Origin of the sequence: Bacillus sp. NPDC094064, assembly GCF_050279585.1 — a bacterium.
Classification (GTDB): domain Bacteria; phylum Bacillota; class Bacilli; order Bacillales; family Bacillaceae_G; genus Bacillus_A.
The window spans coordinates 16,719-29,551 of record NZ_JBNNUI010000010.1 but is presented as its reverse complement, the minus strand read 5'-3'; the positions used below and the strand labels follow the sequence as shown (position 1 = coordinate 29,551).

15 protein-coding genes are annotated in these 12,833 nt (G+C 35.8%); 7 read left to right on the top strand and 8 right to left on the bottom strand.

All coding sequences use genetic code 11. The features are described from left to right. Positions 1 to 48 precede the first annotated feature (48 nt). From pflB to ACQKNI_RS20835, 3 genes are all read left to right on the top strand, one after another. Positions 49 to 2,298 carry a formate C-acetyltransferase gene (gene pflB, locus ACQKNI_RS20845; RefSeq protein ID WP_088231713.1) on the top strand — a complete coding sequence of 750 codons (2,250 nt, stop codon included), beginning with the start codon at positions 49 to 51 and terminating at the stop codon, positions 2,296 to 2,298. Positions 2,299 to 2,366: 68 nt separating this feature from the next. Next, entirely contained in the window at positions 2,367 to 3,098 is a 732-nt protein-coding gene (gene pflA / locus ACQKNI_RS20840) for a pyruvate formate-lyase-activating protein (protein WP_088231712.1), read from the top strand. A gap of 412 nt (positions 3,099 to 3,510) precedes the next feature. Further along, entirely contained in the window at positions 3,511 to 4,677 is a 1,167-nt protein-coding gene (locus ACQKNI_RS20835) for a diglucosyl diacylglycerol synthase (RefSeq protein WP_088231711.1), read from the top strand. A 365-nt stretch (positions 4,678 to 5,042) separates the two neighbouring features. Here the strand turns inward: ACQKNI_RS20835 and ACQKNI_RS20830 are convergent, their stop codons facing one another. The 4 genes from ACQKNI_RS20830 to ACQKNI_RS20815 form a co-directional block, all read right to left on the bottom strand. Then, positions 5,043 to 5,162: a YfhE family protein gene (locus tag ACQKNI_RS20830; RefSeq protein WP_002174739.1), complete on the bottom strand. Its 120-nt coding sequence runs from the start codon at positions 5,160 to 5,162 to the stop codon at positions 5,043 to 5,045. Between the two features lie 110 nt (positions 5,163 to 5,272). Next, positions 5,273 to 5,830, bottom strand: coding sequence for a GNAT family N-acetyltransferase (locus tag ACQKNI_RS20825; RefSeq protein ID WP_000914736.1), 558 nt, complete (start codon positions 5,828 to 5,830; stop codon positions 5,273 to 5,275). A 241-nt stretch (positions 5,831 to 6,071) separates the two neighbouring features. Further along, positions 6,072 to 7,202 (bottom strand): amidohydrolase, encoded by a 1,131-nt coding sequence (locus ACQKNI_RS20820; RefSeq protein ID WP_088231710.1) that lies wholly within the window; start codon positions 7,200 to 7,202, stop codon positions 6,072 to 6,074. Positions 7,203 to 7,313: 111 nt separating this feature from the next. After that, entirely contained in the window at positions 7,314 to 8,219 is a 906-nt protein-coding gene (locus ACQKNI_RS20815) for a TIGR01777 family oxidoreductase (protein WP_088231709.1), read from the bottom strand. Between the two features lie 81 nt (positions 8,220 to 8,300). Here ACQKNI_RS20815 and recX point away from each other — a divergent pair, with 81 nt between their 5' ends. Both recX and ACQKNI_RS20805 read left to right on the top strand, forming a co-directional pair. Next, positions 8,301 to 9,113, top strand: coding sequence for a recombination regulator RecX (gene recX, locus ACQKNI_RS20810; RefSeq protein WP_088231708.1), 813 nt, complete (start codon positions 8,301 to 8,303; stop codon positions 9,111 to 9,113). Positions 9,114 to 9,122: 9 nt separating this feature from the next. Beyond that, a complete protein-coding gene (locus ACQKNI_RS20805; RefSeq protein WP_088231707.1) occupies positions 9,123 to 9,440 on the top strand; it encodes a YfhH family protein in 318 nt (105 codons plus the stop codon). Between the two features lie 63 nt (positions 9,441 to 9,503). Here ACQKNI_RS20805 and ACQKNI_RS20800 read toward each other — a convergent pair whose 3' ends face one another. Both ACQKNI_RS20800 and ACQKNI_RS20795 read right to left on the bottom strand, forming a co-directional pair. Next, entirely contained in the window at positions 9,504 to 9,656 is a 153-nt protein-coding gene (locus ACQKNI_RS20800; RefSeq protein WP_000122093.1) for a YpzG family protein, read from the bottom strand. Positions 9,657 to 9,693: 37 nt separating this feature from the next. Then, positions 9,694 to 9,852 (bottom strand): small, acid-soluble spore protein K, encoded by a 159-nt coding sequence (locus ACQKNI_RS20795; RefSeq protein ID WP_000517891.1) that lies wholly within the window; start codon positions 9,850 to 9,852, stop codon positions 9,694 to 9,696. Between the two features lie 122 nt (positions 9,853 to 9,974). Here ACQKNI_RS20795 and ACQKNI_RS20790 point away from each other — a divergent pair, with 122 nt between their 5' ends. After that, positions 9,975 to 10,241, top strand: coding sequence for a YfhJ family protein (locus tag ACQKNI_RS20790; RefSeq protein ID WP_060629438.1), 267 nt, complete (start codon positions 9,975 to 9,977; stop codon positions 10,239 to 10,241). A 24-nt stretch (positions 10,242 to 10,265) separates the two neighbouring features. Here the strand turns inward: ACQKNI_RS20790 and ACQKNI_RS20785 are convergent, their stop codons facing one another. Continuing rightward, positions 10,266 to 11,246: a metal-dependent hydrolase gene (locus tag ACQKNI_RS20785; RefSeq protein WP_088231706.1), complete on the bottom strand. Its 981-nt coding sequence runs from the start codon at positions 11,244 to 11,246 to the stop codon at positions 10,266 to 10,268. Between the two features lie 149 nt (positions 11,247 to 11,395). Between ACQKNI_RS20785 and mutY the strand changes: the two genes are divergently transcribed. Next, positions 11,396 to 12,493 (top strand): A/G-specific adenine glycosylase, encoded by a 1,098-nt coding sequence (gene mutY / locus ACQKNI_RS20780; RefSeq protein ID WP_098252946.1) that lies wholly within the window; start codon positions 11,396 to 11,398, stop codon positions 12,491 to 12,493. A 34-nt stretch (positions 12,494 to 12,527) separates the two neighbouring features. On the opposite strand, the gene ACQKNI_RS20775 is transcribed toward mutY, so the two are convergent. Beyond that, positions 12,528 to 12,752 carry a hypothetical protein gene (locus ACQKNI_RS20775; protein WP_140417422.1) on the bottom strand — a complete coding sequence of 75 codons (225 nt, stop codon included), beginning with the start codon at positions 12,750 to 12,752 and terminating at the stop codon, positions 12,528 to 12,530. Positions 12,753 to 12,833 lie beyond the last annotated feature (81 nt).

Here is a 12,833-nt window from a genome sequence, read left to right as displayed (position 1 = left end):
TATAAAAAATCTTAGTCCTGTACTAATCAAAAAATGGAGGAGATTAGGATGACTCAAGTATTAGAAAATGTTAAAAACGCATGGGAAAACTTTAAAGGTGAAAAATGGAAAGCAGAGATTGATGTTCGCGATTTCATTTTAAATAATGTAAACGTTTATGAAGGAGAGGAATCTTTCTTAGCGGGAGCAACTGAAGCAACGAAACAACTTTGGGATCAAGTAATGGATTTAACAACAAAAGAGCGTGAAAACGGTGGCGTTCTTGATATGGATACAAAAATTGTTTCTTCTATTACATCACATGATCCAGGATATTTAAATAAAGATATTGAAAAAGTAGTCGGTTTCCAAACTGACAAGCCATTTAAACGTTCTTTACAACCATATGGTGGTATTCGTATGGCGGAACAAGCTTGTGAAGCGTATGGATATGAAATGGATAAAGAACTTAGCAGTATTTTCAGAGACTGGCGTAAAACTCATAATCAAGGTGTATTCGATGCATACACACCAGAAATGAAAGCTGCTCGTAAATCAGGTGTTATTACTGGCCTTCCAGATGCATATGGACGTGGACGTATTATTGGTGACTATCGCCGCGTAGCGTTATATGGTATAGATCATTTAATTGAAGCGAAAAAAGCTGATTTTAATTTAACAGGCGGTGTAATGAGCGAAGAGACAATGCGTTTACGCGAAGAGTTATCTGAGCAAATGCGTGCACTTCAAGAGTTAAAACAGATGGCTGCTTCTCATGGATTCGATATTTCTAAGCCAGCTACAAATGCACAAGAGGCGTTCCAGTGGTTATACTTTGCGTATCTTGCAGCGATTAAAGAGCAAAACGGGGCAGCAATGAGCCTTGGACGTACTTCTACATTCTTAGATATTTACATTGAAAGAGATTTAGCAAATGGTACTTTAACAGAAGAAGCAGCGCAAGAAATTGTTGACCATTTCATTATGAAATTACGTCTTGTGAAATTCGCAAGAACACCTGATTATAATGAACTATTCTCTGGTGACCCAACTTGGGTAACTGAATCTATCGGTGGTATTGCTTTAGACGGTCGTCCGTTAGTAACAAAGAACTCATTCCGTTTCTTGCATACATTAGATAATTTAGGACCAGCTCCAGAACCAAACTTAACGGTTCTTTGGTCTAAACAATTACCACAGAACTTTAAAAACTACTGTGCGAAAATGTCTATTAAAACATCAGCGATTCAATACGAAAATGATGACATTATGCGTCCTGATTACGGCGATGACTACGGTATTGCATGTTGTGTATCTGCAATGAGAATTGGTAAACAAATGCAGTTCTTCGGCGCACGTGCAAACTTAGCGAAAGCATTACTATATGCGATTAACGGCGGTAAAGATGAAAAATCTAAAGCGCAAGTTGGCCCTGAGTACGCATCAATTACTTCTGAAGTATTAGATTATGAAGAAGTTATGCATAAGTTTGATATGACAATGGAATGGTTAGCGGGTCTATATTTAAACACATTAAATGTTATCCACTACATGCATGATAAATATAGCTACGAGCGTATTGAAATGGCGCTTCATGATACAAATGTTCTTCGTACAATGGCAACAGGTATCGCGGGTCTATCTGTAGTAGCAGACTCTTTAAGTGCGATTAAATATGCAAAAGTAAAACCAATTCGTGATGAAAATGGTATCGCAGTTGACTTCGAGATCGAAGGAGATTTCCCTAAATACGGTAACAATGATGACCGTGTAGATGAAATTGCTGTAAACCTTGTGAAAACATTTATGAACAAGCTTCGTAAACATAAAACATACAGAAATTCTGTTCATACAATGTCAATCTTAACAATCACATCTAACGTTGTATACGGTAAGAAAACTGGTAACACTCCAGATGGTCGCCGTACTGGAGAACCATTTGCACCAGGTGCAAACCCAATGCATGGTCGTGATACAAAAGGTGCATTAGCTTCATTATTATCTGTAGCTAAATTACCATATGAAGATGCACAAGATGGTATTTCTAATACATTCTCTATTATTCCAAAAGCACTTGGTAAAGAAGATGATGTACAAGTACGTAACTTAGTATCTATGCTTGATGGATACGCAATAAAAGAAGGACACCATTTAAATATTAACGTATTTAATCGTGAAACATTAATGGATGCGATGGAGCACCCTGAAAAATATCCACAATTAACAATTCGTGTATCTGGTTACGCTGTTAACTTTATTAAATTAACTCGTGAACAACAAATTGATGTAATTAACCGTACAATGCATGAAAGCATGTAAGTGAAAAAAGCGTCCCTCTGCTTTTGGTAAATAGCAGAGGGGGCTGTTTCAATAAAGGAGGAAGTAACATGGTAAAAGGAAGAATACATTCTGTAGAGTCTTGTGGTACTGTTGATGGCCCAGGGATTCGTTATGTCATATTTACACAAGGGTGTTTATTACGTTGTCAATATTGTCATAATGCTGATACATGGGAAATCGGTAAAGGTAAAGAAATAACAGTTGAAGAAGTGATGCAGGATGTGACATGTTACCTTCCATTTATTGAAGCTTCTGGAGGCGGTATAACAGTTAGCGGTGGAGAGCCACTATTACAGCTAGATTTCTTAATTGAGTTGTTTAAAAAGTGCAAAGAAGCTGGTATCCATACAACAATCGATTCTTCTGGTGGTTGTTATTCTGAGGAACCAGAATTCCAAAATAAGCTAGATATTTTAATGGATTATACAGATTTAGTTTTATTGGATTTGAAACATATCGATTCCAAAAAGCATCGTAAATTAACAGGAAAACCAAATGAACATATTTTACAATTTGCTCGTTATTTATCGGATAAAAACAAACCGATTTGGGTACGACACGTATTAGTTCCTGGTATTACTGATAACGAAGAGGATCTACAAAAATTATCTAGCTTTATTCAAAGTCTGTCTAATGTTCAGAAAGTTGAAGTGCTACCATATCATAAGCTTGGTGTATACAAATGGGAGGCGCTTGGACATAAATATCCACTTGCAAATGTAGAACCACCTACTGAAAAAAATGTAGAAGAAGCGAAACGTATTTTACAAGCAGTCTAATCCAAATATTGGATTAGGCTTTTTGCTTTCTTTACAATAAAACCTAGAGTATATATATTGAAAAGAGTATACTGAAAATAGAATATCCATATTTTTGTAAGGAATAAGTGGAGAAATTTACATAATTGTAAAGGGAAATCAAAATAGTAAAAAGAATTAAGAAGTAAAAGAGTGAGTATCATGGAATAGAGAACACTTGTAAGTTATTGCGAAAGCTCTTATAGGAAAGTATAATGTAAAGATATGAGCACAGATAGGATTAAGGGGTCAATCTTATATGCTTTGCATATCCACGACAGGTACATAGCTGAAAGTGAAATATTAGAATCTGTTTATGTAGTTTTTAAGGAAAATGTTTTTCCTATTGTCGTATATGCAATATGGAGAAACAATAAGCTAGGAGTGGATTTGTTTGATAAAAAACCCCAAGGTTTTAATATTAACTGCACATTACGGTAACGGTCATGTGCAAGTAGCGAAAACATTAGAACAAACATTTCGCCAAAAAGGAATCGAAGATGTAATTGTATGCGATTTGTTTGGAGAATCACATCCAGTTATAACCGATATTACAAAATACTTATATTTAAAAAGTTATACAATAGGAAAAGAATTATATCGCTTGTTTTATTACGGTGTAGAAAAAATTTATGATAAGAAAATAGCATCTTGGTATGCGAATTTTGGAAGAAAACGTTTGAAATTACTTTTACAAGCAGAGAAACCGGATATCGTAATTAATACCTTTCCAATCATAGCTGTACCAGAATTGAAAAAGCAAACAGGTATTTCAATTCCTGTCTATAACGTATTAACGGATTTTTGTGTGCACAAAATATGGATTCACCGGGAAGTAGATCGTTATTTTGTAGCAACTGATCATGTGAAAAAAGTTATGATTGATATTGGTGTGCCTGCAGAGCAAATTGTTGAGACTGGCATTCCGATCCGTAGTAGTTTTGAGTTAAAGATAAATCCAGACATTATATATAATAAATATCAGTTATGTAAAAATAAAAAGATTTTACTAATTGTAGCAGGTGCTCATGGGGTATTAGGGAGTGTTAAAGAACTATGCCAGTCATTTATGTCAGTACCTAATTTACAAGTAGTTGTCGTTTGTGGGAAAAATGAAGCTTTAAAACAAGATTTATTAGAGCTACAGGCAAAAAATTCTGATGCATTAAAAGTATTTGGTTATGTTGAAAACATTGATGAGTTATTCCGTGTTACTTCTTGTATGATTACGAAGCCAGGCGGTATTACGTTAAGCGAAGCAGCAGCGTTGCAAGTACCTGTCATTTTATTTAAGCCTGTTCCAGGACAAGAAAATGAAAATGCAATGTACTTTGAAAGAAAAGGAGCTGCCGTTGTCATTCGTGATGATAGCGAAGTTTTTGCAAAAACAGAGGCTTTAATACAAGACGATATGAAGCTTCTCAAAATGAAAGAAGCAATGAAAAGTATTTATCGTCCGGAGCCAGCCAGCCATATTGTAGATGCAATTTTGGCAGAAAATCATGCAGAACCGAATCATATACCTATTAAATCACCTGCTCTTGCAGAGTCGTTTACTTAATATGAAACCCTCTTTTATATGTTTAAAGAGGGTTTTTTTGTTTTTAGATGGAATAGTAACTTATCCACAATGGGGATTGCGCTTTTATTTAACAGTAAAGTCGGAATATTAACAACTATATCCACATTGTCCACAGTTTTCAGAAAAATATCCACAATTATAACGTTCGATATCCATTACAATACATGAACTTGTGGAGGGTTTACAGAATTTATTAACAATTCTATAAAGTATGTGGATAACTTTATCCACATAAAAAGGTTCCTTATAAATAAGGAACCTTTTTGTCTATCCTATTAATTAGACAAAATATGTAATGAGAATGAAGAATTAGGGGGGAAAACTTCTAATTCTTCATTCTCACTTTAAATACCTTTCGAACGATACCCAGCTGCACGATCTGCTTTTCGAAATTCTCGTTGGTAGAGAACTTCTTGTGTACTAGATAATGTGTTTTTTGCTTTATCACGTTTCTTTTTATCCATTACAAATCACCTCGTGTCTTAAAGTCACTATCTATCGTTTCCAAAGACATGGGGAGATATACGTATATGATAAAATGTTAATGGTTGATTATTATTTCAAAAAATTTAGATTATGCTTCTTTTAAATGGTGAGCATCTTGGAATGTTGTATCTCGCATTGTAGCAAGCGTATATTGATCTTTTGGAATTTCGTATAAGTTATATACTTCTTCATTCGCGTTAATTTCATCGTAAACGGCTTTTCGTGTTTCGTTTGCTAGATTTACATATTGTAGTTTTTCTGCAGCTTTAATAGAACGAATATTTATTTTACGAATACGCATAAAGATTGTTTCAATATCTAACTCATAGAAAAGTTCGCTGAAAAATGAATCTTTTGCCAATTTATTATAGCCTTTTCCATGATAAGGTTTGCCAAGCCATGTTCCGAGGAATCCGGCTTTTTCTTGCACATCAAATAAAGTAATTGTTCCGATGGGGTTACCCCATTCATCTAAAATTGTGCGTGAAATTAATTCCCCGCGTTCTTCAGCTTCGATTGTTTGTTTCGTTAAAAATAAATATTCCTCATAAGAATAAGCCTTTTGACGCACAAAAGGGAAGACAGCTGGATCCACCATTAACTCGTATAGAACGTGGCTGTCGTGTAAGTCGCGTTTTTTCAACATACTAACTCCTCCTCACACGAGGGTAGCATGACGAAAAAACACCCCACCCTCGAAATTTTTATATCAATCTTTAAAAAATTTCGGGGTGGGAATCGAACCCACTAGAACCAGTTTCTAACGCTGGTGGCGCACCATTTGCCTTCCCCATTCATCAATTTGAAAATGATAATCACGACACAAATTGATTATGGTTTCATTCAGTTTATAATCGTATAATACTTTATCTAGTCAAAAAAATAAACTAGTTTTTTTTATTTTTTTTGTAAATTATTTTTCCATCAATCATAGTTAGTACAGGCTTGGCTAAATAATGGAAAGGATGGTGAGTCCATAGCACGAGATCAGCGTCTTTTCCAACTTCAATGCTTCCAATTCTATCCTCTAAACGCAAATTTCGCGCTGGGAATATAGTGATGCCCTCCAATGCAGTTTTTTCGTCTAACCCTTCCCTTACTGCGACAGCGGCACAAACATTTAAGTATTGAATGGGTGTATAAGGGTGATCTGTTGTTATAGAAACTTCCACTCCATTTTTTGATAATATGTGGTAAGTATCCCATGTTTTGTTTTTTAATTCGATTTTAGAACGGCGTGTAAGAGTGGGGCCAACCGAAACTTTCAAGTTGTGTTTCGAAAGCTCTTCAACAATAAAGTGTCCTTCTGTACAATGTTCAAGACGTAAATCAAGATTGAATTCTGTTGCAAAGCGTAGAGCAGAACTAATATCATCTGCCCGGTGAGCGTGGATACGTACGGGTATTTCGCGGCGTAATGCTTTTAAAATAGGGAGCATCCGAAAATCCGCTTCATGCCCGTAGTGTTGTGCTTCATAAAATGATTCCCGAAGTAGCCCCATAATCCCCATGCGTGTTATGGATTCTTTTGTTCCATTACTATGGACCTTTTTAGGGTTTTCTCCAAAGGCAATCTTTAAACCAGCAGGTTCTTGAATAATCATATGATCAATACAAGTTCCAGCTGTTTTTATTACACAAGTAGTGCCCCCAATAATATTTTGACTTCCCGGCATAACGTGAACAGTTGTAATTCCATTTCGTACAGCGTCTTGAAAGGCAATATCAAAAGGGTGGATTCCGTCTAAAGAACGGATATGTGGTGTTGAAACTTCAGATGTTTCATTTGCATCATTTCCAGCCCAACCAGTGCCTTCATCATAGAGACCAAGGTGAGTGTGGACATCAATAAATCCAGGTAAGAGATGAAGAGCTCGCGCATCTATAATGGTCATATCTTGAGTAGGCTGAATAAAAGGTTTTACCTCGGTAATTCGTTCTCCTGTAACGAGTACATCCCCTTGGAATTTTTGGGATGTAATGGGGTATACAATGGCCTGTTTGAGCAATATTTTCATAGGTACCTCGTTTCTGTTACTTTGAAATACTAATGGAATTTAAGACAAAGCAACTGAAAGGTTATTCGTATAGCGATGCTCCGGATCCTATAAATTTGTATTTTGGAAGTACTACATTGTATGCGAAAGTATATTTTGTAATGCATGGTTTACTGTTGGAAATGTGTATTGATACCCGTGTTCAATCGCTTTACTAGGTAATACGTGTTGCCCTTCTAGTACAAGTATACTCATTTCACCAAATAAAGCTTGAAGCATAAATGAAGGGACAGGTAGCCAATGAGGTTTTCCTATTACAGTGGCAATGGTTTCACCGAACTCCTTCATTCTTATAGGTAGGGGAGCTGTAATATTAAAAGGCCCGTCAATTTCCTCTTTGTGTATGATGAAATCAATCATACGAACGACGTCGTCTATATGAATCCATGATAACCATTGGTTTCCAGATCCAACGGTACCTCCGATATAAAATTGATAGGGAATTAGCATTTTTGGGAGAGCTCCTCCGTCTGCACCTAATACGACTCCAAGTCTTGTGTAGATTGTGCGGATTCCAAGAGAACGAGCTTTAGATGCTTCTTGCTCCCACAAATATACTGTATTCGCTAAAAAGTCATTTCCAGGAGTCTCATGCTGTTCTGTAAAAGTTTCGGTTTCAGACGTTCCATAGTATCCAATAGCGCTTGCGTTAATGAATGTGTGTGGTTTTGTAGTGAGTGTTTGCAATTGTTTAATGAGCCCTTTTGTTGTTTGGATTCTACTGTTTAAAATGGCTTCCTTTTGTTTCTTTGTCCATCTACTATTAATAGACTCTCCAGTTAGATTAATAACTACATCGATAGAGGAGAGTGGGAAAGTGTGTAACTCCGGCGTCCATTGAACATAGTGAAGGTTAGGCGATGAAGTTTCAGTAGTTTTTTTTCGCGTGAGAATGTAAACAGTATGTCCTTTTTGAATAAAAAAAGTAGAAAGGTATTTACCGATAAAGCCTGTGCCACCAGCAATTGCGATTTTCACAATTATTTCCTCCTCATTATATATATTCTTGAAAAGCAAAAACGTTCCTTGACTATGTTAAAATAATAGAGAGGTGAGAGTATGGCTGTCATTACAAAAATAGAAGTGCAAAAACGATTGAAAGAACGGTTTAATATTTATATTGATAAAGGTCAAGGTGAAGAGTACGGATTCAGTGTAAATGAAGTAATCTTAATAAAACATGGATTACAAAAGGGCTTAGAAATTGATGAAATAGAGTTAGGGAATATTTTGTACAATGAAGAGGTACAAAAAGCTTATTTACAAGCAATCTCCTATTTATCCTATCAAATGAGAACAAAACAAGAAATAGAAGATTTTTTACGAAAAAAAGAAGTGGGACAGGCCATCATCTCTGAAGTCGTTTCAAAATTATTACATGATCGATATATTAATGATAAAGAGTACGCCATTTTATATACGCGAACGCAAAGTAATGTGAACAGAAAAGGTCCAACTGTTATTAAAAGAGAGTTGTTAAATAAAGGTGTTCAGGATCTAATTATTACGCACAGTTTACAAGAGTATCCAAAAGAGAAGCAAATTGATAATGCTTTATCTCTTATAGAAAAGAAGAAAAAATCTTATCAAAAGCATTCATTTTTACAAATGAAGCTAAAGTTAGATGAAATGCTGGTTCGTAAAGGATATTCTAGAGATGTAATTCAAATTTGTTTGGAAGAATTGAAAGACGAAAAAGATGACGAACAGCAACAAGAAGCGTTACACTATCATGGGAATAAATATTATGAGAAATATAAGAAGTATGATGGATGGACATTTGAAAATAAGATGAAACAAGCGTTATATCGAAAAGGATTCTCTATTGATGAGATAGAGATATTTTTGCAATTGAAACGTGAAGAGGGATGAGGGAATAAGATGAATATGCCAAAACGCTACAGTGAAATGACACAACATGAGCTAAGGGAAGAAATTGGGGTTTTGAAGGAGCAAGCAATAAAGGCCGAGCAACTTGGAATTGTGAATGAATTCGATGTATTAATGAGAAAGATGGCAATGGCTCGTGCTTACATGACTGATATAAACAAATTCCATATTGGTGAGACATATGAATTAGTAGAAGAACCTGGTATATTATTTGAAATTACGTATTTCAATGGGGTATTTGCTTGGGGACATAAGCAAAATGATAATGAAGAGATTGGAATACCAATTTCTTTATTGCAAGAAAAATAAAAACCAGAGAGCGAATATCTCTCTGGTTTTCATCTTGGTAGGCGTTAAAGGAGATAGGAGAATCTAAAATTGGCGTTTTTTACATTCGTTTGCCAATATAATGAGAGACTGGGTCTGTTGCGTCTGTCCGTTAACTTGCGCTTTTGCATGTTTCGGACGAGTCCACGTATGGTTAAATAATTCAGAACGACTATCTAAACGATCACGGTAGCTCATCTTTATCACCTCGTGTAGGAAGTTAATTTAATTTGTACTACTCTTCCTGCTGATTTGCAGCACGCATACGTTCTTGTGGGTGCGTGTTAATTGTGCCGTTAGGTCGTTTCGAAGCGAAGCGTGATTTCGCTTTCGGTTGACCATCGATTTTGCTGTTGTTTTTTGACTCAGACCAAAATTCGGCTTGTTTACCCATTGCGAACGCCCTCCTCATCATCAGTTGATACCTCTTTAAGAAGTATCACTTATAGAATGTGCAAAACAGAAGAAACTATCCTTTAGAAATGAAGGGATAAATAGGTAAAAGGAGATTAGAACATGAATGATATTTATGAAGCATTAACGAAAGAACTATTAGATAAAAATGATAAGCTTTCTTACGCACAAGCTCGTGCATGGGTGGAATTACTGTGGGAAGATTTTCAAACAACTTATGCGAAATCAGGTCGTTACCAAGGTGATGAAATGACGGAACAAGTGGTACGAACATGGATTAATAATCATGGAGCGCGTCTTCATGAAATGCGTACAAATAATCCGAAGTATAGCCATTTAATTAATCAAGAAGATCATTTGAAGCATTAAAAAAAGCGACTTAAGTCGCTTTTTTTAATGTGGAAGTAAATCCAGCTTCTTTCGAAGTTTTTCTTCACTAAAAATCCATCCTGTATAGGAACTAATAATATTCAAATTGTGATCGAGTTGAACGATTGCGACGAATGGATAATAATCTTTACTTCGATATCGCAAATCAATGAATCGCACTTCGTAATAATGATCGTAATCGAAAATATCCCAGCGATATACAGGGGAGAAAGATAAAAACGCTGATATGTTTTCATCTTGTTTAGCGGCGCGCATAATAGCATTATCTGGGAACGGTACTCGATCGAACTTATCGTATATCATGATATTACCACGATGCCATCTAGCAACGTAGTAAGAATCGTTTGTAACGATTGCTAAATGATAATGATAAAAACGGTAAGAAGGAGAAATGATTATCTTCTCGACGTGATTGAAACGTTTGTATACGACGCTACGTATATTTCTGTGCATCATAATTCGTCCAATGTAGTAAACAATCATCAATATATATGCTGCTAAGGCAGTATACCCTTTATGGGAACCTACGAGCATGCAAGCAATCGCTAGCATATGGATAAAGAAAATGACAGTATCAAACGTATTGATTATGCCGAGCGCTACCCATTTTTTTGTAAATGGCCGTAATGCTTGTGTACCATAAGCATTGAAAATATCTACAAAGACATGAAGAAAGACGGCGATAAATGACCAAAGTAGTAGATGAAGATAGGGAGCGTCTGAAAAGAAGGCGAAAGAGATGCCACTTATAAGGAATGACCAAAGAATTACTGCTGGAATGGAATGAGTAATCCCACGATGATTTCTTATATATTTAGCGTTATTACGTAATTTTAAAACTGTATCGATGTCGGGAATATTGGAACCTGCAATTGTAGCAAGCATAACTGCTTGTGGTCCAATATCACTTTGTGCTATGGCTGGATCTAATGTTGCCAAACTGCCTAGAGTAACGCCCATAACAAGGTGAGTGGCTGTGTCCATAGAAATCCACCTCCGTTTTTTATTAATGTAACTCTTTTTATTCGATACCTCAAGTCCTTTGCCTTCTATTTCCTATGTCGTCTTACTTAAATTTTTTCCTAAAATCTTTATAATAGTACTTATATGCAAAAAAATGAGGGGGATCAAGTTTGACACTTGAAATATTAAATAAGTTTAACATAGAGCAGTTCCAAAATGATTTAATTGGTTGGTTTGAAGAAGAGCAACGCGATTTACCGTGGCGAAAAAATAAAGATCCATACCGCGTTTGGGTTTCGGAAATTATGTTACAGCAAACAAGAGTAGAAGCTGTAAAACCATATTACGCAAATTTTATGGGGAAGTTTCCTACGCTGGAAGCTTTAGCAAATGCTGATGATGAAGAAGTATTAAAAGCATGGGAAGGTTTAGGATATTATTCTAGAGCACGGAATTTACATGCGGCCGTAAAAGAGGTAAAAGAAGTATACGGCGGGATAGTACCGAGCGATGTAAAGAAAATTGAAAAGCTAAAAGGAGTAGGACCATATACAAAAGGTGCTATTTTAAGTATTGCATATGGTATACCAGAGCCCGCGGTTGACGGGAATGTTATGCGTGTGTTATCTCGTATTTTATCTGTATGGGATGACATTGCAAAGCCAAAGACTAGAAAAGTGTTTGAAGAGATTGTACGTGAAATTATTTCGGTAGAAAACCCTTCTTATTTTAATCAAGGATTAATGGAGCTAGGCGCATTGATTTGTATCCCAAAAAATCCATCTTGTTTACTTTGTCCTGTACGTGAGCATTGTAGGGGATATGCCGAAGGTGTTCAAAAAGAATTGCCAGTAAAAAGTAAAGCGAAAGCTCCTACAATGGTACCGCTCGTTGCAGGAGTACTTCAAACTGAAGATGGTCGTTACGTAATTAATAAGCGTCCGGGCACCGGATTATTAGCTAATATGTGGGAATTTCCGAATATTGAACTTGGTGAAGGAATTCGAAATCAGAAGGAACAGCTTATAGATTATATGAAAGAAAAATTTGAGCTCTCAATTTCTATTGAGGAGTACGCAATGAATGTACAACATACGTTTACACATCGTACTTGGGATATATTCGTATTTTACGGAAAAGTAACTGGTGATATTGTTGAAACAGATACATTGAAATTTGTATCGAAAGAAGCGTTTGAACAGTTACCTTTCTCAAAATCGCATCGTACAATTTATGAAAATTGCGTTGAGAAAATTACAATGCAATAAATAAAAAAGTGTTCCCTAGATTGGGAACACTTTTTTAATCGTAAGAAATTTTTGTCCCATGAGTCCAACTAGCCTCATCTTCTTGTAAGCCGCCTCTTGTTTCAATTTCTATTACAATTTCTTTGTAAATACTTTGACCCTCAGCATTTAAATAAGGCAGAATCTGTTGTAATGAATGATGAAAATAAGCTAATTCATCTTCTTTCCATTCACTTTTTGAAACCATCGTTAGTTCAGTCATATCGCGTCCTATATACATATTTCCACCTCCATTTTCTATAGTTTGAATGAGTGATGAGAGATATATGCAGAATTTTTTTAAAAGAAAATTACGGATAGC

Excerpts from the sequence above, each read along its gene's own strand:
- ACQKNI_RS20820 (WP_088231710.1), bottom strand. The coding sequence starts at position 7,202 with ATGAAAATATTGCTCAAACAGGCCATTGTATACCCCATTACATCCCAA.
- ACQKNI_RS20790 (WP_060629438.1), top strand. The coding sequence starts at position 9,975 with ATGAATGATATTTATGAAGCATTAACGAAAGAACTATTAGATAAAAAT.
- ACQKNI_RS20795 (WP_000517891.1), bottom strand. The coding sequence starts at position 9,852 with ATGGGTAAACAAGCCGAATTTTGGTCTGAGTCAAAAAACAACAGCAAA.
- ACQKNI_RS20775 (WP_140417422.1), bottom strand. The coding sequence starts at position 12,752 with ATGTATATAGGACGCGATATGACTGAACTAACGATGGTTTCAAAAAGT.
- pflA (WP_088231712.1), top strand. The coding sequence starts at position 2,367 with ATGGTAAAAGGAAGAATACATTCTGTAGAGTCTTGTGGTACTGTTGAT.
- ACQKNI_RS20805 (WP_088231707.1), top strand. The coding sequence starts at position 9,123 with ATGAATATGCCAAAACGCTACAGTGAAATGACACAACATGAGCTAAGG.
- ACQKNI_RS20800 (WP_000122093.1), bottom strand. The coding sequence starts at position 9,656 with ATGAGCTACCGTGATCGTTTAGATAGTCGTTCTGAATTATTTAACCAT.
- recX (WP_088231708.1), top strand. The coding sequence starts at position 8,301 with ATGGCTGTCATTACAAAAATAGAAGTGCAAAAACGATTGAAAGAACGG.
- ACQKNI_RS20830 (WP_002174739.1), bottom strand. The coding sequence starts at position 5,162 with ATGGATAAAAAGAAACGTGATAAAGCAAAAAACACATTATCTAGTACA.
- pflB (WP_088231713.1), top strand. The coding sequence starts at position 49 with ATGACTCAAGTATTAGAAAATGTTAAAAACGCATGGGAAAACTTTAAA.
- ACQKNI_RS20785 (WP_088231706.1), bottom strand. The coding sequence starts at position 11,246 with ATGGACACAGCCACTCACCTTGTTATGGGCGTTACTCTAGGCAGTTTG.
- ACQKNI_RS20825 (WP_000914736.1), bottom strand. The coding sequence starts at position 5,830 with ATGTTGAAAAAACGCGACTTACACGACAGCCACGTTCTATACGAGTTA.